The organism is Corynebacterium sp., assembly GCF_043426755.1.
Lineage (GTDB): Bacteria > Actinomycetota > Actinomycetes > Mycobacteriales > Mycobacteriaceae > Corynebacterium.
In genome coordinates, this window is record NZ_JBHWRP010000043.1 from 1 (window position 1) to 18,657 (window position 18,657).

Here is an 18,657-nt window from a genome sequence, read left to right on the forward strand (position 1 = left end):
CCCTTTGGGTGTGTCGGTGGTTGATGGCGGCGGGGAAACGCCCGGTCCCTTTCCGAACCCGGTAGCTAAGCCCGCCCGCGCTGATGGTACTGCATCTGGGAGGATGTGGGAGAGTAGGTTACCGCCGACCTAAAAATTTGATAGATAAGTGAATAGTGTTTGTGTGTGGAGTGCCCGTTACCTGTTTCTGGTGGCGGGCACTTCCGCGTTGTTGCGGGGCTTGGTTGGGATGTTTGAGGTGCGGCGGCCGGAGTGGCTGGTTTTGTAGTGTTGTCTTCATTGGGGGTACGTGGGGTGCAGGGCGGCTACGTGGTGGCGTGACTGGATGTGGTGGCGTAGTAGGTAGGGCGTTGCTGCGTATTTGTTAATAGTGTCGGGGGCTGGGCTTCTTTGTTGTTTTCAGTCAGATGTCGGCCCCGGTGCCGGGTTAGACTGTCGGACCTGGACTGTTGGAACAGGCCACTTTTCCCGGTTGTGGGCGTTAATGTGTCCCTGTTCCAACAGTTGAGAACCAACAGTATACGGGGAAGGCTAGCCCTCCGAGTTTGAACCCTCCGCGAATTAAAGTGCCGTAACGGCTGTGTCGGTGACGCAGCCATACTTAAGAGGCTGCAGGAGCTACTCGCCCCGGCGATCAGGGTCGGAAAAGAACCAATACGCACCGGCAACGATAGCCGCCATGGTTACCATGATGATCCCACCAAGGAATTCGAGAGTGTCAGAAGGAAACGCCCGAACAATAAAGCTGAACCACAGAGGCCCGGTCACCAAGATGACAAGGAAGATGATGATCGTCACTGCGGTACGCATAAGGGCGTTCTCCTTTCCTCGATGGGTTATAGGCGCTGCAGCCTGTGGGAGGCCTCGCGGAGGGTCTCTGGCGTCTTACAAAACGCAAAACGAACCTGTCGGGACCATGTCTCTTGATGATCTGCGAATACTTGCACAGGGATCGCGGCCACGCCCACTCTTTCCGGTAGCGCCATGCAGAAGTCTACTCCGTCAGACTCAACCCCGCGCGGCAAATCGGCCACGGTGAAGTACGTCCCCAGCGTGTCGTGGACCTGAAAACCGGCTTCGTTCAGCGCAGACCCCAGAAGGTCCCGGTTATCTTGCAAACCCGCGACCATCTCATCCAACCAGTCACCAGCGTGATCAAGCGCCCAGGCAACGGCGGGCTGAAAAGGTGTAGCACCCACGTAGCTCATGAACTGTTTGGCCTTCACCACTCCCTCGAGGAGTTCTGCGGGGCCCAGCGCCCATCCTGTCTTCCACCCAGTCGCGTTAAAGGTTTTCGCGGCCGAGGACACCGTGATGGTGCGTTCGAACATCCCCGGCAGGGTGGCGATAGGGGTGTGGGTGGCATCGTCGAAAAGCAGATGCTCATAGACCTCGTCGGAAAGCACGAGCAAGTCGTGTTGCACTGCCAGCTCAGCTAGGGCCTCGAGGTCCGCTCGGGCGAATACACTGCCGGTCGGGTTGTGCGGCGAGTTGAGGATGATCATGGCGGTGTCCACTGTGATTGCTGCCCGTACCGCGTCGACGTCCACGGTCCAGGTTGCGCCATCGGCCGCTAAAGGCACCGCTTTCCGACGAGCACCTGCTAAGGCGATGGCCGCGGCGTAAGCGTCGTAATAAGGCTCTAGAACGATGACTTCGCTGCCGGGCTCAACTAGCCCGAGTACCGTCGCGGAGATCGCCTCGGTCGCCCCGACAGTGATGAAGACTTCCGTGTCAGGATCGTAGGTGATCCCGTAGTCGCGGGCGCGCTGTCGGGCCACGGCCTCGCGCAGTACGGGTAGCCCGCGTCCAGGTCCGTACTGATTGTTACCCGCCGCGATCTCTCGCTGAGCGATCTCCAGCATCTCAGCAGGCCCGTCCGAATCGGGGAAACCCTGGCCCAAATTCACCGCGTCGACTTCGACGGCGCGGGCCGTCATCGTGGCGAAGATGGTCTCGGCAAACGGCTGGAGGCGCTTAACGACGTGGCTCATACCTGCTATTAGAGCACGAGGAGATTGTGCGGTGTTGCTTTGACCTCGTCGAAACGCTTGCGCGCCTTATCTAGTTTGACCCACTGTTCCTGGGGGATCGCCTTGCGGGCTTCCACGACTATGTCCTGATCGGGTGTGCCCCACGCGATCGGCATCGGCGAAACCTCCTGCCAGTGCTCTTTGTCGCCGCTGGCGCGCTGGCCCTGGACCGCCGCAACTGGGATTTTGGTGCCTACCTTCGGTTCCACGCCGTTGACGCGGCTCACGGTGCGGGTCGCGATCCCCCAACGCGGCGGGAGTTCGGGGTCCACGTTGGTGTTCACCAAGCTGAGGAGTACGAAGTCGCGCGGGTTGACCTCCGCGATCACCGCAGGCGCCAGAGGGTAGCGGTCATAGAGACTCTGGGCGGTGCCCACGGAGCGGGGGACGGCAAAGGCGACGATGAGCATCATCACGCCGAACAACCCCAGGCCAAGCGATCCCAGCAGGCGCCACGGAGACGTCGCCGGCACGAACATCCAGATCAGTACGGCGATGATAATGCAGATCACAAACAAGGAGATGCCGGAAATGACCAACCTTTTGGTGTCTTTCAACATCTCGTTGTTCTTTTTCGCGAACGCCTCATCCACCTGAAACTTGAAAATCTTCATCCCGCTCATGGTGTGCCAGTCTATAGGTCCGATGCGTCCACGAGGCGGTAGGCATACCCCTGTTCGGCCAAGAATCGCTGACGGTGCAAAGCATATTCAGCATCTAACGTGTCGCGGGAGACCACCGTGTAAAAGTGGGCCTCCGCGCCGTCGGCCTTGGGCCTGAGCAGGCGCCCGAGACGCTGAGCTTCCTCCTGGCGCGAACCGAATGTGCCTGAGACCTGGATCGCGACGGCAGCCTCCGGCAGGTCAATGGAAAAGTTCGCGACCTTGGACACTACCAGGGTGTCCAGCTCGCCTCGTCGAAAAGCGTCAAAAGCCTCCTCGCGTTGCTTCGTCGACGTGGATCCGGTGATCAGGGGAGCGTCGATCCGCGCGGCGATCTCCTCGAGCTGTTCCAGGTACGCGCCGATGATCAAAGTCTGCTGGCCACTGTGTTGAGCAAGGAGCTTATCGACGACCGCCAGTTTGCTATCGCTGGTCGCAGCGACGCGGTAGCGCTCCCGCGTTTCGGCAGTGGCGTACACCATGCGCTCCTCATCGCGCATGGTGGTACGGACCTCGACGCACTCGGCGGTGGCGATATAGCCGGCGGCCTCGAGTTCTTTCCAGGGGGCGTCGTAGCGCTTCGGGCCGATGAGGCTGAACACATCGTCTTCGCGGCCATCTTCGCGGACCAGGGTGGCGGTGAGCCCGAGACGGCGGCGTGACTGTAGGTCCGCGGACATGCGGAAGACGGGGGCAGGAAGGAGGTGCACCTCGTCGTAAATGATCAGGCCCCAGTCGCGCTGGTCAAACAGCTCGAGGGCGCGGTACTCACCCTTCGTTTTGCGTGTGACCACTTGGTAGGTGGCGATGGTGACCGGGCGAATCTCCTTCTTCTCCCCGGAGTACTCGCCGATCTCTTCCGGGGTGAGGTTGGTGCGGCGCAGCAGCTCATCGCGCCACTGGCGGCCGGCCACGGTGTTGGTGACCAAGATGAGCGTGGTGGTCTGAGCTTGGGCCATCGACGCGGCGCCCACGATGGTCTTGCCCGCGCCACACGGCAACACGACCACACCGGAGCCGCCCTCCCAGAAGGAATCGGTGGCGTACTGCTGGTAATCGCGCAGGTGCCACTCGTCGCGGCCATCGCCCGATGTCACAAGGGAGATGGGGTGGGACTCGCCGTCGACATAACCAGCCTGGTCGTCGGCAGGCCAGCCGATCTTGGTCAGCTCCTGCTTGATGCGGCCACGCTCAGAGGGGTGGACTGGGATGGTGTGGTCGTCGATACGCGCGCCCAGCATCGGTGCGATCTTTTTGTGACGCGTGATCTCCTCGATGATGGGGGCCTCGTCGGACTCCACAATCAGCCCGTGCGCTGGGTGCTTGAGCAGGCGGACGCGGCCGTAGCGGGCCATGGTCTCGGCGACGTCCACAAGCAGCGACTGGGGGACAGGGAACCGCGAGTAGCGCTCCAGCACGTCCACGGCCTGCTCCGCATCATGGCCGGCGGCGCGTGCATTCCACAACGCTAGCGGGGTGATCCGGTAGGTGTGGATGTGCTCGGGCGCGCGCTCCAGCTCGGCGAATGGGGCCAGCGCCAGGCGGGCAAGACCGGCCTGCGGGTGATCCACCTCCAGCAGAACGGTCTTGTCCGACTGGACAATAAGCGGGCCATCGCCGAGAGCCATTGTTTGAGGTCCTTTCTTCTTGGGTCCTCATTATGCAACGCGGCGATGGCGCACTTTATTCACGGGCTGATGGACTTATGCCCGCAGGGCCTGGAGCCAGCCCATCTTCTGACCATTATTCAGGATGGAGGCGCGGTAGATGCGTGCCACCAGCCACAGCACCACGGCAACGATCAAGGCCGCGATCGCGAGAGAAGCGACAAGCTGCACCAGGGTGAAGTCACCCGCTGCGTAGGTCATTGGCGCGGTGAAGATCGAAAACGGTGGGATCCAGGAAAAGACCTGCATCCAGGTGCTGTCGGTGGATTGCCAGCCGAAAAGAGGAACATACATAGCAGCCATGATCAGCAGAAGGACCGGCATCTGTGTGGACTGGAGGTCCTCGGTGCGTTGCACCAGTGCTCCAGCTGCGGCGTAGAGAGACCCGAAAAATAACATGCCGAGAAGCCAGGACACTAGAAGGATGGGCACAAGCGACCAGTCGATGGTGACGCCCTCGACAAGCCCGGAAGCAAGAACGGCGGCGACACCTGCTGCTAAGAGCACTGCGGTGGCGAGGAAACCGAAGATCACATTGCCAATTACTTTGCCGGCCAGGAAAGGCAGGGGCCGGACAGCCGCAAGGATGATTTCCACAACGCGGGAGGATTTCTCTTCTGTGACGCGCCCGCCAATATTGGCTCCGAACAGCATGACAGTGAAGATGATGATGGACACTCCCGCTAGGGCAGTTAGCAGGGAGGTAATGGATTCCTCGCTTGTCTCATCACCTGAGATATCCACCGCGGTGACATTGGCTGGCCCCACGGCTGCGGCGAAATCTTCTGGGGCTACTCCAAGGGATTCCAGGGCAGTGTTGGTGGCCAGCGTGCCCGCCACAGCGTTGACGCTAGCCATCACAGAAGCGGATGGGGAACCGTCAGCGAGTACTTCCCATCCGGAATCACTAGCAATCACCGCGGCATCGACATCGCCGTCACGGAGGAGTGCCTGGGCTGTGTCACGGTCGGTGGCCGGGGATGCTTCTAACTCGGATTCTTCAAAGGCAGCGGTGGGCACACCCACCACGGCCACCTCAGGGACGGAATCTTCGCGATCCCCGAGAAAGGACAGCAGGAAAGAACCCGCCACTAAAAGGACTAGGATCAGCCCAACGGTGACCATGATTCCTTTGGAGCGCAGACCCACCTGGATCTCACGGGAGGCAACAGTACGGATCGTGTGCATGGGGGAGTAGGTGCTCACGCGGAGACTACCTCCTTGAAGAGTTCGTTAAGGTCAGGGACAACACGGTGGAAGGAATGGACAGGGCCGACGGCAAGGCCAGCCTGCAAGATGTCTTGGTCGGATACAACTGAGTCAGTATCGGGGTCGATTTCAAGCACGACGGTGGAGGAACCTTCGTCGATAAGCGTTGTGCCTGCGGGATACCATCCGCGAGCCTGGGTGCCGACTGCGTAGCGCACTGGGCCTTGGGTGCGCAGCTCGTCCACAGTGCCCTCGGCCACCATGCGGCCACGGGCGACAATGCCGACGCGATCACACAGGCGTTGGACTAGGTCCAACTGGTGGGAGGAGAACACAACCGCGACGCCGCGGGAGGCACGCTCGACGAGCATCTCGCTCATGACCTCCACGGCAACGGGATCGAGGCCGGAAAATGGTTCGTCGAGAATCAGCACGTCTGGATCGTGAATCAGAGAAGCAGCTAGTTGCACGCGCTGCTGGTTGCCCAGTGAAAGGTCATCGAGCTTGTCGTCCATGCGCTCACCGAGCCCGAGACGTTCCAATAGGTCGCGCCCAGACTGCTCAGCGTCCTTGCGGCTCATGCCGTGAAGTGTCCCCAAAAATACGAGCTGGGACAGTAGCTTTTCCTTGGCGTACAGGCCGCGTTCTTCGGGCATATAACCGATGCGGCGGCGGGAATCGTCGTTAAGCGGTGTGCCGTGAAGGAGCACCTCGCCGGAGTCACACGCCAGTACGCCGAGGGCGATGCGCATGGTGGTGGATTTGCCGGCGCCATTGGAGCCAACGAAGCCGTAAATCTCGCCGGGGTGAACGGAAAAACTCATGCCGTCGAGGGCACGGTTTGTCCCAAAAGTTTTGGTCAGGTTGCGGATTTCAAGCATTAGTACAATTCCTCGGCTTGGTCGTTGGCGTTGTCGTTAAAGGCAGAAGCGAAGCCTACGGTGGGCAGCGTGCCTACAACTAGGTAGGTGAATATCATGAATAGTCCTGCAGACACCCCGAAGAACGCAGGGTGGAAATGTTCACTGAAAAACGAGCCCGCAACGATGAATATGATGCCTCCCACGAACAGAACGATTTGAAAAAGGCGGTGGGTACGGTCGTGCCACAGGTTCATGATTTCGCGTTCATAGTCGTCGAGGAGATACAGCGGTGCAATGTCTTTCCCGTCGATGGTGCAACGTAGAACCGTAAAGGCCGCCATGGATACCAGTAGTCCGCCGTTATAGGCCAGTAGGTAGGTATTCGGCCCGATTCCGCTCAGTGCCATGAACACCCACGAAACTATGGCTGCAGCAAGGCCTGCGAAGTAAATAGCGGCCAGCAGGCGGGTGCGGCCAGGGGTGCGCCAAGCCTCAAAATTAGGGGCGTGGTCGCGGATGGAATAATAATTCCGTTCTTTTAACGATTGCCTTCTCATCGTAGGCGGAGCTCTTCTGACATGGGGGAGAATTCCTCCCGGGAGAACACCGCTTCCACCGGCAGCTGGAATACTTCACAGATCCGGAAGGCGAGGTCCAAACTAGGGGAGTGGTCGCCGCGCTCGAGGGCTCCCACGGTCTGTGGGTTGACGTCGATCAGTTCGGCGAGCTGTTTGCGGGTCATATTGTGGTCGGCGCTCAGGGCGCGGACGCGGTTATGGATGGGGCTTTTCGGTAGTTTCTTGGATGCCATGAACGATATGTTAGATAAAACCAACGGTTCTATGCATGAAATAACCTCATCCGGGGGTAATGGGTTCGTGTGTCTTAGGGCAAGCGGATAGGGCCCAGGTTGCGTGCGGTCGCGAAAGCTTCGCGAATCAATTGCTCTCCGTCGGAGGGGTCGCGTGGCTCTGGAAGATGCTGGTAAGCATCCACGGCGGCCCACGCAATGGCCAAAAGGCCGTAGAGGGCGATGGACGCCTCACGCGTGTCTAAGGTGGGCATGAACCGAGCACTCTCGCGGACCCCTTGGATGGTCTCAAGGGCCGTGCAGATTCGAAACACGGAGACAACATTGTCGATAGCGTCCACGCTGTTTTCGTGAAAAGAGTCCAGGACAATCTTTTCGACTGTGTCCAACAAGGATGCACCAGCCGGGGCTTTCTTCAGCTCAGTGTTGAAGGCCCGCGCTTGGGCGCGCAAAAATTCCTCGAGCGCCGCGTCGAGGGATGCAAAGTAGTTGTGGAAGGTGCGCGCCGATACTCCGACAGTAGTGGCGACATCAGCGACGGTGGTGTCTTCGGTGCCATGAGTGAGGACCCGCCGAGCGGTTTCACGCATCAGGCGAGCGCGAGTTTCTGCCTTCTTGGCTTCGCGTGCTGTTGGCATCCAGTACCGTCCTTTTTGCAGCCTGTCTGCAAAATGTTGAAGTCTCAACAAATAATTTCACGAACAGATTAGCAACGATGCTGCAGGTCTGCAGCGCAAGTCGCGCAAAGGTAGTATTACTGCAGGATAACGCGGGTGATACGGGGGAGCGCGATCCGGACGACTGCACCAGTTTTCTCATTCAGCGCATCAACCTGTCCCGCCGACACCGACAGCGGGGTGACCGTAATCTGCTTGCCCTGGCCGTTTTTATTGACGTAGCCGATCGCCACCGAATTTCCACCACGCGCCGCCGCCTGCAAGACGGCAACATGATCGGCATCGCCCGGCTGGGCATCATCATCCGCGCCGGCCGCCTCAGTATCTGCCTTGCGGATGGCATCGACCGCGGCCTCAATGTACGCTTCGTCGACACGCGATGTCTTCGGCAGGGTCGAGGGCGTGGCGGTGACCAGCGTCGGCTCAGGCGCCAGAGACAGCGAAACACCGTTATTGTCTTCTGCCGCGGGGTGCAGCCCTGCCTCCCGCAGCCGGGCAACAAGCTGGGTAAGCGGCACATTAGCCACGGCCACCTGGGGCGCGATCAGGGTCAGGATATCGCTTAACGACGAGACCGCCTGCGAAACGACAGAAGGATCGTCGCTACGCACAAAGCTCAAGGCCTCACCCACGCGCAACTGCCCGTAGCCGCGGGCGGCATCGCGGATGAGAAACTCCATGGGCTGGGGCACCTCGCCCGGGGTGTGCTCAGCGAGCCAGCTGACCAACTCGTCGGGCGTGCGCCCAGCATCAAAGGCCGCCCGCACCGAGGCTTCCGTCACCCGGAACACACTGGCCAGGCCGGAGGACTCTAGTTCGGTGAAAGACTCGATGACTGACTGCAACTCAGGGGCCAGGGGGCCAGGTGCCAAGATGGTCATGTCTGCCTGGGGGATAACCATGTCGACTTCTGCGGGGACCAAGGCTGCGGTCGCTGCGGCCACATCGTCGCCATTGATCAGCGTGGCTAGCGCTGAGCTGGCGGTCTCATTGGCAAGCGCGCCCACGGCTTGGGCTTGGCGAAGCATCGTGTCGACGACCGCATCTGACACCCCGGAGGCCACGACCGGGTGGGTGAAGCGGAAATCCTCGATCGCCTCATCGCGGCTGACCTGGTGGCCGGCGACGCGCGTGAATTGGGTGAGGATAAGTTGGCGAAGCCCGCGCACATGCGGGGCGTGCATCGCATCGGAAAGTAGGCGGATCGGGTGGCCCTTGTCGTCGGGCCGGCGGAGCTTTTCCACCTGCCAGGGAGACGCCATCCAGCCAGCCAGAAGAATCGCCCACTGATCCGCCAGGCGCGCATCGACCCACGCGGGAGCATCCTTGGTGGGGGCGAGCCCGTCGATGTCATCGTCGACCAGCCCACGCCCGAGAATGCCAGCCGCCTCACCGACGCTAACCAACAACGCCACGTTCTCTTCAGGAACTTCCAGCTCTTTGGACAGGCCGGTCAGCGCGCGGACGCCCACCGAACCGTCCTTGTTCAAAGCCACCGGTGAGCGACCCAGCGTAGTGATTAATCGGCGCATCGTGCGCGTGGCTTCCAGTCCTGCGGCGGTGGCAGCGTCGTCGGCACGTTCGTTAGGCGTGGGCTCGAGTGCGAGGCGTGGCGACGGTTCCAACGGGAAAGGTCGTGAAGGCTGCCCGCGCAGTACGTCGCGTACCGGGCGGGGCAACCGCACAGTATTGGCGTTAACGCGCACCAGCAGCCTAGCCTCGATGAGGCGGGGAACCGGCCGGGCGGGGTCCGCATCGATTGCGGCATCGCGTGTGGTGCCCACGGATCCCGATGCGGCCAAAGTGTCTAACACAGCGCGCTGCGGTGGATCCAGCTGCTCCACAAGCTCCTCCACGTTGTCAGGGGCTAAGTCACGCACCCGCCAGCCTGTTGGCAGTGCCCCCAGCGCGCCGGGGGTGACCTGGATACGGTCCGAGGTACCGAACAACAGCCTCGCGGTACGTAAAGTCGAGATCGCAGCGTGGGCCAGCGTTTCGTCGACAGGCAATGCTGCGACGACCTCTGTCACCGCGACCGGTTCTAGCTCCGCGCCTAAATCGCCCGCTGCCTCGAGCGCTGCAATTTCTAAAGCTGTCAGGCGGCGAACCGCACGCGACAGGGATCCCGGAAGTACGAGACGAGCCGCGAGAGAGTTCACGCCTGGGGGTAATGGAAAGGATGTATCCGGGCGGGCGCGCAGGAGAGCAGCAAGCTCCTGATCACTCATTTGGGCTAGTGACGTGCGGAAATCGGGGAAGGTTGGGGAGGCGTTCATGATGATCGCCATGATACTGGGTGAGTGCTTGGTGCCAGAGCCTTGCCGAATGAGTTACTTTTCTTGCTTCTCTTTGGCAGAATGGAGGCTATGGCTAAGAACGTAGACAAGATTCACAAGATCAACCCGGCGTGGCCAGTTGACACCCCGGGCAACGGTCACCCAGTGACCGAGATTTCTTCCAAGCTAGCTGGCGCATCGAGCCCCTTCGGCGACGACTTGATTCTGCCACGCCCTGTGGAAGAGACCGGCTACGTCCACGCGTACACCCGCATTAACCGCTAACGCATAGTGGCGCTGAGCCCTCAGAGATACCTCTGAGGGCTTTTAGGCATGACCGGAGATGGGTGGGTTTTTAGTGCTGTTTCTCAACTGTCGAAGCTGAACTGTTGGATCTGGGCCGAAATGGACCGTTTAGTGCCCGCGAAGCCCCTAATCCAACAGTTCAGTTCCAGCAGTTTGGGAGGGGTAGGGGCGCAGACGAAAAACACCCTGCCACAAGCAGTGGCAGGGTGTTGCAGCGAATCGCTTAGAAGGTTGGCAGCTGGATGTTCAGAGCCTGAAGAATCTGCTGCAGGTCGCCGGTTACCGCTGCGTCAATGACAGGGCGGTTAGCGCTGTAAAATGCGTTGAAGTTCGCACGGTTGGCATTGTAGAAGGCGGTGACCTCGGCTGGGATGGTCAGGCCGTACTGTGCCAAATTGTCGCGGACCAGTGCGTAGAGGGCGTCTACTGCATCTTCCTCAGAAGCGGTGGCCGCGCGGACTTCCTGGACTGGAGCCGCTGGAGCAGGAGCTGGTGCTGGTGCCGGTGCGTTCGGGTGTGGGCGGTTGGTGTTTGGTGCGGAGTTCAGGCCCAAGCGTGCGGAGCAGGCTGGCCATGCGCCCCAACCCTGGCCTGCCAGGGTCTTTTCTGCAACGTAGATCTGCTGTTCGCGGGTTGCCTGGTCAGCGGTCGGTGCGAATTCGCCACCGCCGTAAGCTTGCCAGGTGGAGCGGGAGAACTGCAGGCCACCGTGGTAGCCGTTGCCGGTGTTGATGTGCCAGTTGCCGCCTGCTTCGCACTGGGCCAAGCGGTCCCAATCGGAGTCTGGTGCTGCGTTTGCGGTTGGCGCGAACAGGGTAGCAGCGGTTACGGCAGCTGCGGTGCCAGCGAGTACCTTAGTGATCGGTGCTGCGGTCTTGCGCGAGTGGCGTCCCATGATAAAAGTCTTTCCTCTCATTGTGTGCCTACGGGGTCAGCTGTCGGGTTCGGGCTGAGTCTCGGAAAAGCCCGGTCCAGAAGGGATCTAGACTTCACCCCTAGCGCCGCGGTCTGCGGTGCGGTGCGCCCGGCCGGTGTGGTCGTGCGCGGTGGGTTCCCCATCCTTGTCCTATGAAGTTTGTTGGTTTCATGTGCCGTACTGCGTGTTCTGGACAAGGTTCGGCGAGACACGCAGCGTGAAGGATCGGCTGTGAAATTTTGCCTTCGTTCAAAGGCTTGTCCAGCACTGTATCGTTTTATAACGATTGAGTCACGTTAACGACACGAATAATGCAAGACTTTTTAGTTGAAGAAGATATCTAACGCCATTGCTGCAGGTCGACAGCTTAAATGTCATTATGTGATCTATGCCATATGGGTGTAACAGTTTTCCCTTCTGTCCCATCTAATAGGGGTTGCAGGGATTCGTCGTCACGCGCGCAATGGAGAATTGTACCCAGCACAGACTAAGATAGATGCCTTAGCGCGCGCTGGGGAGCCAGCGCCGAGAGAGTCAAGAAAGTGGTGATCATCGTGCCAGTTGGAAAAGTAAGGTGGTACGACGCCGAAAAGGGATTCGGCTTTGCCTCCAACCCAGGGGAGGAGGACGTTTATATTTCGAAGAGTGTCCTTCCTGACGGGGTTGAGGAACTCGTCCCAGGGCAGCGCATTCAGTTCGATTTCGCAGCCGGCCGCCGCGGACCTCAGGCACTGCGCATCGAAATCCTCGATACGCCGCGCCGCCGCCCCGTGCACCGCCGGAAGCCAGACGAGCTGAACTCCATGCTGTCGGATGTGATGACGGTGATTGAAACTCAAATCCAGCCCGTTCTCGCGAAGGGCCGCTACCCAGAGCGCAGAGAAGCCCGCCAGGTCGCGGAGATCCTGCGGGCTGTAGCTAAAGAGCTCGACGCCTAACGCGCGTTGCCGGGGGAGTCGGGGGAGAGCCGGGGCAAGGTTTTATTCGAAGCTGAATGACCACGTGGTCATGTAGGGGGTTTCAACACCGGCGTCATCGTGGCCGATCATGATCGACGAGACCTCAACAACCACCAGCTGGGGGTGCTCGGTGGAATCGCCAACCGGGGAAGCGGACACCGGAATATCAACGGTGTTCGTGTCGTTCGGGCCGTGCAGCTGCTGGTCATTGGCGCCGGGATCATCGTAGATCGTCAGCAGCTGCCAGTCATGGTCGTAGATATCTTTAGGTACCTCGATGCGCACCGTGTCATCGGGGGACACCTGCAGCGTAGGAACCTCATTTTCGGGGCACTCCACACCAGGTTCACACACCATATATGGGGTGGTCTCTACTTCCGTGTCCCCCACGGTGGCGGTCACCGTGACCTCGTGCGGGGCGGCCGCCGGCCGGGAATTCTGCCACTGCATGAAGGCATACACTCCGCCGACCAACGCCACCACCAAAATCACAATGATGGCGACGGTCTTGATCGATTGCGTCCTCGTTGAAGCCATGTCCCCAAGTCTAGCCCGCAGCACCAGTGCCGACGAAGCTCACCTCATACATGTCGGGCCAACGCTTGCCCGTGAGTAGAAAACGATCAGATCCCGGAATGTGCGCGATGCCGTTCAACACGTGATTCGGGTCCGGGGTGGCATTGTTCGGCAGGCTGGATGCGTCGATCACGGCGGTGACCTCGCCGGTGGAGGCATCGATGCGCACGATGTCAGTGGTGGTGAAGATATTGGCGTACACCTCTGAACCCACGCACTCCAGCTCATTGAGGCCACCCACCGGCTGGCCGTCCATGGTCACCTCGAAGCGCTCCCGTTCTTCCAAAGTGTCGGGGTCCATGCGCCTCAACTGGTCGGAGCCATCGGAATAGATGACCTCCTCGTCGAAGGAGCACAGCCCCCAGCCCTCACCGGCGATCGGGGCGCGTTCGACCTCCTCCAGAGTCTCAGCATCACGCTTGATGGCCACCCCGTCTTGCCATGTCAGTTGCCAAATGTGATCGTCGTAAAGCGTGATGCCCTCGCCGAAAAACTCTGGGTCCAGGTCCGCGCTGGCTTGTTCTTGGCCGTCCACAGTCGTGCGATAGATCCGGGATTCGCCCTCCATCCCGGTGCCGACCACTAGCGCGCCATCGTCGTCAAGCTCCAGCCCCTGGGTGAAAGACGTCTGATCGAAGGGATGCACCTGGTGGACCTGCACGGTCAGCTGTTCGACAGAGCGGGCTTCCGCGCTTGTCGACGAAGAAACAGCCGAACTATCCGGGGCTTCACCCTCGGAACTGCAGGCCACTAGGGAGGAAGCTAACCCGAGCGAGCTCGCCACAGCCAGTACCGCGGGAAGCACCTGGGGGAAGTGTACATGACGCATGATTCGACCCATGCACCCATCATGCCAGGGCCTCAGCCATAATAGGAATGTGTCCCACCACAACAAATCCAAGAAATCTAACCCGCTGCTAACGCCCACCGCCATCTCGGTGGCGCGCGAAGCACTTGCCGACATCGCCGAAGGCGAAGAGATCGGAGAGCACATCGGAGTTACTGGACTGGCGCGCAACGTCGCCGTCCATCGCTTCGACGCCGACGTGCCAGGCTACCCAGGGTGGGAATGGAACGCCGTGGTGGCCTGTGCCTCCGGTTCCCGCTACGTCACCGTCAACGAGGTCGCTCTGGTGCCCGCCCCCGAAGGCGAAGCCCTGCGCGCCCCAGAGTGGGTGCCGTATTCCGACAGGCTACGCCCCGGCGACCTCGGCCCGGGCGACCTCATGGCACCCGCCCCGGACGATGAGCGGCTGACTGAAGACTCATTTGCGCGCGACGCAGTCACCTTTCCCGGACGGGAAACCAAGAAGTACTTAACGACGACCGGCCTGCGCGATGCCAAGCAGCGCTGGCGCACCGGCGAATTCGGTCCCACCAGCGAGTTCGCGGAAAAGGCTGCCTTGCGCTGCGCCTCGTGCGCCTTCTACGTGCCGATGGCCCCGCCGATCGACGACGTCTTCGGCGTGTGCACCAACGAATACTCGGCCGACGGAAGGGTCGTGGCCTCCTCCTACGGGTGCGGTGCACACTCCGACACCACGGTCGAGGAAGCCGGCGTTGACGATGCGGAAAAGCTTTACGACGACGAACGCCCCATCTTCTAAGGGCTAAACAATTTCGTAGCGCTTCTCGCGCAGCTCGTTGAGCTCACGGTGGGTGGGCACACCCATCCGCTCGATCCCGGTGCGCGCCGGAACAACACCGCCGTACTCCAACCAGCCGGTGACCAGGCGCGCGCCGTACACCGCGTTGATGCTCCAGGTCTCATTGCTCATCAACTGGGAGCGGTGGAAACCCTTATCCAGCCAGCGGATCTCAACGCCTTCGGACGCCAAAAGGTCAAGCACCCCGTCCGCAGTAATGGACGGCGTGGTGCGCGGGTGCGCAGACACGTGCGCAGCACCGTCCTTCATCATGAGGAACGGGGACAAAAACGAGGAGATCACGTAGCCGCGCTCGTCGATAAGCAAGCCCTCATCGACCGAGAGACGCGACAATAATCCCTGCTGCCACCCGAGGTCGCGGCCGCCGCGGATCTGTGGCGAGCGCCGCTCATCAAAAACCCCTGCCGAATCCACCGTGATCTCGCTGGGACGCGCCGGCAGCGGGCGAAGGGAGAGGGAAGCGGTGCCGTTGGCAAGCTCGACGACGGCGCGCCGGGTGCCATCCACCTGCGAAAGGCGGACCCGTAGCTGGTTGATCGTGGTCGGGCTGACGCCATGAGCTCGGAAAGCGTCGATATAGCGGGAAAAATCAATCACGGACCCATCCCGGACAACAAAGGTAAACACTTCCATGAGCGAGCACGACCCCTTCATCAGTCAGGTCAGATAAGTACGAACGTTCAGCCACTACCTACGCTATCACCATCGGGGCGAGGAAACCCGGGGAGCTCACAGCAGCAGACGGGGGGAATAAAAATAGGTGGTCCACCCCCTCGCGGGCACCAAAAATTTTGATATTCCCAAAAAACCTGCAACTCTATCTGCGAAAACTACATACTTCAATCCTTCTAGTTTGTTAAGGGGACGACTCGGCATGAGTCACATTGGATCAACCAGCAATGCCAGCGGGCGCCAAGATAGTGCAGTCGACAGATTTTTCCACATCTCGGAGCGCGGTTCCACGGTAGGAACTGAGGTTCGTGCAGGTGTAGTGACCTTCTTCGCGATGGCCTACATCATTTTGCTCAACCCACTGATCTTGGGCACGACGGCAGACCACGAGGGGACCGTTCTGGGTATCCCGCAGGTTGCCGCAGCGACCGCGCTGGTTGCAGGTGTAATGACGATCCTGTTCGGCGTCATCGCCAAGTACCCCTTCGGCATCGCCGCCGGGCTTGGGCTGAACACCCTGGTGGCCGTCACCCTCGTCGGTGGCGAAGGTCTGACCTGGGCCCAAGCCATGGGCTTGGTGGTGGTCGACGGCATCATCATTGTCCTGCTGGGGATCTCCGGGTTCCGCGAGGCCGTGTTCATGGCCATCCCACAATCCATGAAGGCTGCGATGAGCGTGGGCATTGGCATGTTCATCGCCATGATTGGTCTGGTCAACGGCGGCTTCGTCACGCGTCTGCCGGACGCGGCGAACACCACCGTGCCAGTGGGCCTGGGCATCGACGGGTCGATCGCTTCCTGGCCCACCCTGACTTTCGTGATCGGTCTGATCATCTGCGCGTTCATGGTGATCCGCGGGGTGCCGGGTGGCCTCTTCCTGGCGATTGTGATCACCACGATCATCGGCATGATCATCGAGGCCATCACCGGCACCGGCTCCTCGGCAGGAGACGCCGGCCCAGCAGGCTGGGGGCTGGCCGTACCGACGATGCCGGATTCCTTGGGCTCTGTCCCGGACCTGTCCATTGTGGGCAATGTCGATATCATCGGCGCATTTACCCAGGTGGGTGCGCTCACCGCAACGCTGCTGGTCTTCACCCTCGTGCTGGCGAACTTCTTTGACGCCATGGGCACCATGAACGGGCTGGGCGCACAGGCCAAGCTCAACGACGAGAACGGCAACCTGCCCAACCTGAAGTCCGCGCTGGTCGTTGAGGGCCTCGGTGCGGTGGCAGGTGGCCTCGGGTCTGCCTCTTCGGCCACGGTGTACGCGGACTCCTCTGCAGGTATCGCGGACGGCGCGCGCACCGGCCTGGCCAACGTGGTCACCGGTATCCTCTTCCTGCTGGCGATGTTCCTCACCCCGCTGTATGAGATCGTCCCCATCGAGGCCGCAGCGCCCGTGCTCGTCGTCGTGGGCGCCATGATGATGGCACAGGTCACCACCATTGAGTGGAACCGTTTCGACATCGCTATGCCTGCTTTCCTCACCATCGTGGCGATGCCATTTACCTACTCGATCGCCAACGGCATCGGCGTCGGGTTCATCATGTTCACCTTGTCTGCCATCTTTGCGGGCAAGGCCAAGAAGGTGCACTGGATCATGTGGCTGATCTCCGCGCTGTTCGTTGTGTACTTCGGTATGGACCCGATCATGTCCGCGCTAAGCTAGCAGCTTGTGAACCTTCCCGCACCGCAGCTTGTCACCGACCCCACCGACCCGCGTCTCGACGATATCCGCGACCTGAAACGCAACGAACGCGAACTCGTCATCGCCGAAGGTCCGCTCATCGCCGGCCGCTTGGTGGAATCCCGGTACCCGCTGCGGTGCATTATTGGTTTTCGGGCTAAGCTCGACAGCTTCCTTCAAGAGCTTTCCGCGCTTAACGACGATCACCTGATCGACTGCCCCATCTACGAAGTCTCGCGTGAGACCCTGGCGGCGGTAGCCGGGTTCGATATGCACCGTGGTTTGTTGGCGGTGGCTGACCGGGCGGAGGAATCGTCGATAAGCGAGATGCTGGACATGCGCACACTCGTGGTACTCGAGGGGGTGGGGGATCACGAAAATATTGGCTCCATCTTCCGTAACGCGGCAGGCATGGAGGTCGATGGGGTCCTGCTGGGCTCAGGGACCGCTGATCCGCTATACCGCCGCAGCGTGCGTGTGTCCATGGGGCATGTGCTGCGCACTCCGTGGGCGCGACTGGAGGGCGGTTTTACCACCTGGCAGCGCTCTCTCGAGGAATTGCGCGAGGCTGGTTTTCGGCTGGTTTCGCTCACCCCGCACCCGGAGGCGGTCCACATTGCGGAGGCGCTCGTCGATAAGCAAGGAAAACCGTGGGAAAAGGTTGCGCTGCTGGTCGGTGGTGAAGGCCCAGGGCTGACAGAACATGCGATGCGGGCTACCGACGTGCGCGCCCGGATCCCCATGGCGGCTTGCACAGACTCGCTGAACGTGGCGACGTCAGCGGCGATCGCCTTCTACGAGCGGCAACGCGGGCTGCGCGTGAAGGAGTGAGTTTTCGCTAACGGTCGGAGTGGCGGATCTTGTCGGCGATCACATCGAGGGCATTCTTCGCGCGACGCACCACGCCTTTACCGATCCGCTTCGCCGCAGCCACGGAGGCGTCCGCCAGGCGCGCAAACTCATCGCCCGTGGAATCATCATCCGCGTCTTCGTAGTCGTCATAGTCGCTTTTCGACGCTGAGAACTTCGCCGCAGTCTCATTGACATCTTTGGTCTTCGGGGCACGCTTCGCCACCTTCGGCTCTGGGCGGCCATCCACCGCATAGGCGACGACATTAATATCCGGGCCGGTGGGGGAAACATCAATCCCCATCCAGGCCTCCTGGGCCGCGTCGGTCAGCTCTGAAGGCTCAAAAGGTAGCGCGATGCCGCCGATCTGCTCCGCCTTCTCGCCAGCCCAAAAAGGGGCCTCGAAGGGCTGTGGGAGACCGACATCCTCGAAGACCTCCATCCGGGTAGCGCACAAGGAACGCTTGAGATCCCCGCCTTCAAAGTGCGCGAAACCCGCGAAGCTACTATCGGTGCCTTGGGCAAAAACGTAGACATCAGTGGCGGAAACGGAATGGAGTAACTGCTCCGGGGTCGCGGAAAGCTTTTCGACGTTGCCTAGAAACGTCTGCACGATTGTCACGCCTGGGTAGCCAGCGATATAAAACTCGTGCCGCGAAGGGCGGGCAGAACGATTTAGTGGAAACTGCCCGATCGGGGTAATCGGCCACGCCGGATTCAGCTGAGCCAAGTACTTCCTACCAAAGCCACGATCTGCTTTTGGCTCGCGAGTGACAACACCTGCGACATCGTCAGTGTTGATAAACCACAAGGTCACTACCGCG

Annotated in this window: 20 protein-coding genes, 1 rRNA gene and 1 riboswitch; of the genes, 6 read left to right on the plus strand and 15 right to left on the minus strand. The window is 60.7% G+C overall.

The genetic code is table 11. The features are described from left to right. Positions 1-12: 12 nt before the first annotated feature. Positions 13-130 (plus strand): 5S ribosomal RNA (rrf, locus tag ACHFGA_RS04350). Between the two features lie 488 nt (positions 131-618). On the opposite strand, the gene ACHFGA_RS04355 is transcribed toward rrf, so the two are convergent. From ACHFGA_RS04355 to ACHFGA_RS04400, 10 genes are all read right to left on the minus strand, one after another. Further along, entirely contained in the window at positions 619-810 is a 192-nt protein-coding gene (locus ACHFGA_RS04355; RefSeq protein ID WP_394281204.1) for a hypothetical protein, read from the minus strand. Between the two features lie 26 nt (positions 811-836). Then, positions 837-1,994, minus strand: a complete 1,158-nt coding sequence (locus tag ACHFGA_RS04360; RefSeq protein ID WP_394281205.1) for a pyridoxal phosphate-dependent aminotransferase — start codon at positions 1,992-1,994, stop codon at positions 837-839. A gap of 8 nt (positions 1,995-2,002) precedes the next feature. Further along, positions 2,003-2,647 carry a DUF3239 domain-containing protein gene (locus tag ACHFGA_RS04365; RefSeq protein WP_394281223.1) on the minus strand — a complete coding sequence of 215 codons (645 nt, stop codon included), beginning with the start codon at positions 2,645-2,647 and terminating at the stop codon, positions 2,003-2,005. Between the two features lie 20 nt (positions 2,648-2,667). Further along, positions 2,668-4,323, minus strand: coding sequence for a DNA repair helicase XPB (locus tag ACHFGA_RS04370; protein WP_394281206.1), 1,656 nt, complete (start codon positions 4,321-4,323; stop codon positions 2,668-2,670). 75 nt (positions 4,324-4,398) lie between these two features. After that, positions 4,399-5,568 carry an ABC transporter permease gene (locus ACHFGA_RS04375; protein ID WP_394281207.1) on the minus strand — a complete coding sequence of 390 codons (1,170 nt, stop codon included), beginning with the start codon at positions 5,566-5,568 and terminating at the stop codon, positions 4,399-4,401. After that, positions 5,565-6,452: an ABC transporter ATP-binding protein gene (locus ACHFGA_RS04380; RefSeq protein WP_394281208.1), complete on the minus strand. Its 888-nt coding sequence runs from the start codon at positions 6,450-6,452 to the stop codon at positions 5,565-5,567. Before ACHFGA_RS04380 ends, ACHFGA_RS04375 begins: the two co-directional genes overlap by 4 nt. After that, a complete protein-coding gene (locus ACHFGA_RS04385) occupies positions 6,452-6,991 on the minus strand; it encodes a hypothetical protein (protein ID WP_394281209.1) in 540 nt (179 codons plus the stop codon). Before ACHFGA_RS04385 ends, ACHFGA_RS04380 begins: the two co-directional genes overlap by 1 nt. Further along, complete coding sequence (locus tag ACHFGA_RS04390; RefSeq protein ID WP_394281210.1) at positions 6,988-7,245, minus strand: helix-turn-helix transcriptional regulator; 258 nt, start codon at positions 7,243-7,245, stop codon at positions 6,988-6,990. The genes ACHFGA_RS04385 and ACHFGA_RS04390 overlap by 4 nt, the downstream gene beginning before the upstream one ends. A gap of 74 nt (positions 7,246-7,319) precedes the next feature. Next, positions 7,320-7,883 (minus strand): TetR/AcrR family transcriptional regulator, encoded by a 564-nt coding sequence (locus tag ACHFGA_RS04395; RefSeq protein WP_394281211.1) that lies wholly within the window; start codon positions 7,881-7,883, stop codon positions 7,320-7,322. 116 nt (positions 7,884-7,999) lie between these two features. Further along, positions 8,000-10,198, minus strand: a complete 2,199-nt coding sequence (locus ACHFGA_RS04400; protein WP_394281212.1) for a helicase-associated domain-containing protein — start codon at positions 10,196-10,198, stop codon at positions 8,000-8,002. Between the two features lie 90 nt (positions 10,199-10,288). Between ACHFGA_RS04400 and ACHFGA_RS04405 the strand changes: the two genes are divergently transcribed. Continuing rightward, complete coding sequence (locus tag ACHFGA_RS04405; protein WP_394281213.1) at positions 10,289-10,483, plus strand: hypothetical protein; 195 nt, start codon at positions 10,289-10,291, stop codon at positions 10,481-10,483. A gap of 244 nt (positions 10,484-10,727) precedes the next feature. On the opposite strand, the gene ACHFGA_RS04410 is transcribed toward ACHFGA_RS04405, so the two are convergent. Then, on the minus strand, positions 10,728-11,399 hold the full coding sequence (locus ACHFGA_RS04410) for a resuscitation-promoting factor Rpf1 domain-containing protein (RefSeq protein WP_394281214.1): 672 nt from the start codon (positions 11,397-11,399) through the stop codon (positions 10,728-10,730). Positions 11,400-11,408: 9 nt separating this feature from the next. Continuing rightward, a riboswitch (cyclic di-AMP (ydaO/yuaA leader) is annotated at positions 11,409-11,595 on the minus strand. A gap of 379 nt (positions 11,596-11,974) precedes the next feature. Between ACHFGA_RS04410 and ACHFGA_RS04415 the strand changes: the two genes are divergently transcribed. Next, positions 11,975-12,358 carry a cold-shock protein gene (locus tag ACHFGA_RS04415; RefSeq protein ID WP_394281215.1) on the plus strand — a complete coding sequence of 128 codons (384 nt, stop codon included), beginning with the start codon at positions 11,975-11,977 and terminating at the stop codon, positions 12,356-12,358. A gap of 42 nt (positions 12,359-12,400) precedes the next feature. Here the strand turns inward: ACHFGA_RS04415 and ACHFGA_RS04420 are convergent, their stop codons facing one another. Together ACHFGA_RS04420 and ACHFGA_RS04425 are read right to left on the minus strand one after the other, a co-directional pair. Then, positions 12,401-12,916, minus strand: a complete 516-nt coding sequence (locus tag ACHFGA_RS04420; protein ID WP_394281216.1) for a DUF2771 domain-containing protein — start codon at positions 12,914-12,916, stop codon at positions 12,401-12,403. A gap of 10 nt (positions 12,917-12,926) precedes the next feature. Then, positions 12,927-13,784: a glutaminyl-peptide cyclotransferase gene (locus ACHFGA_RS04425; protein WP_394281217.1), complete on the minus strand. Its 858-nt coding sequence runs from the start codon at positions 13,782-13,784 to the stop codon at positions 12,927-12,929. A gap of 49 nt (positions 13,785-13,833) precedes the next feature. On the opposite strand from ACHFGA_RS04425, the gene ACHFGA_RS04430 reads away from it, so the two are divergent. Then, the gene (locus tag ACHFGA_RS04430) at positions 13,834-14,562 is read left to right on the plus strand and encodes a DUF3027 domain-containing protein (RefSeq protein WP_394281218.1); all 729 of its coding nucleotides are present in this window, start codon (positions 13,834-13,836) and stop codon (positions 14,560-14,562) included. Between the two features lie 3 nt (positions 14,563-14,565). Here the strand turns inward: ACHFGA_RS04430 and ACHFGA_RS04435 are convergent, their stop codons facing one another. Continuing rightward, complete coding sequence (locus ACHFGA_RS04435) at positions 14,566-15,219, minus strand: hypothetical protein (protein ID WP_394281219.1); 654 nt, start codon at positions 15,217-15,219, stop codon at positions 14,566-14,568. A gap of 277 nt (positions 15,220-15,496) precedes the next feature. Between ACHFGA_RS04435 and ACHFGA_RS04440 the strand changes: the two genes are divergently transcribed. Together ACHFGA_RS04440 and ACHFGA_RS04445 are read left to right on the plus strand one after the other, a co-directional pair. Continuing rightward, entirely contained in the window at positions 15,497-16,966 is a 1,470-nt protein-coding gene (locus ACHFGA_RS04440) for an NCS2 family permease (RefSeq protein WP_394281220.1), read from the plus strand. Positions 16,967-16,972: 6 nt separating this feature from the next. Further along, positions 16,973-17,815, plus strand: a complete 843-nt coding sequence (locus tag ACHFGA_RS04445; protein WP_394281221.1) for a TrmH family RNA methyltransferase — start codon at positions 16,973-16,975, stop codon at positions 17,813-17,815. A 7-nt stretch (positions 17,816-17,822) separates the two neighbouring features. Here the strand turns inward: ACHFGA_RS04445 and ACHFGA_RS04450 are convergent. Then, the coding region (locus ACHFGA_RS04450) for a DUF6928 family protein (RefSeq protein WP_394281222.1) at positions 17,823-18,657 on the minus strand (835 nt) is incomplete at its 5' end.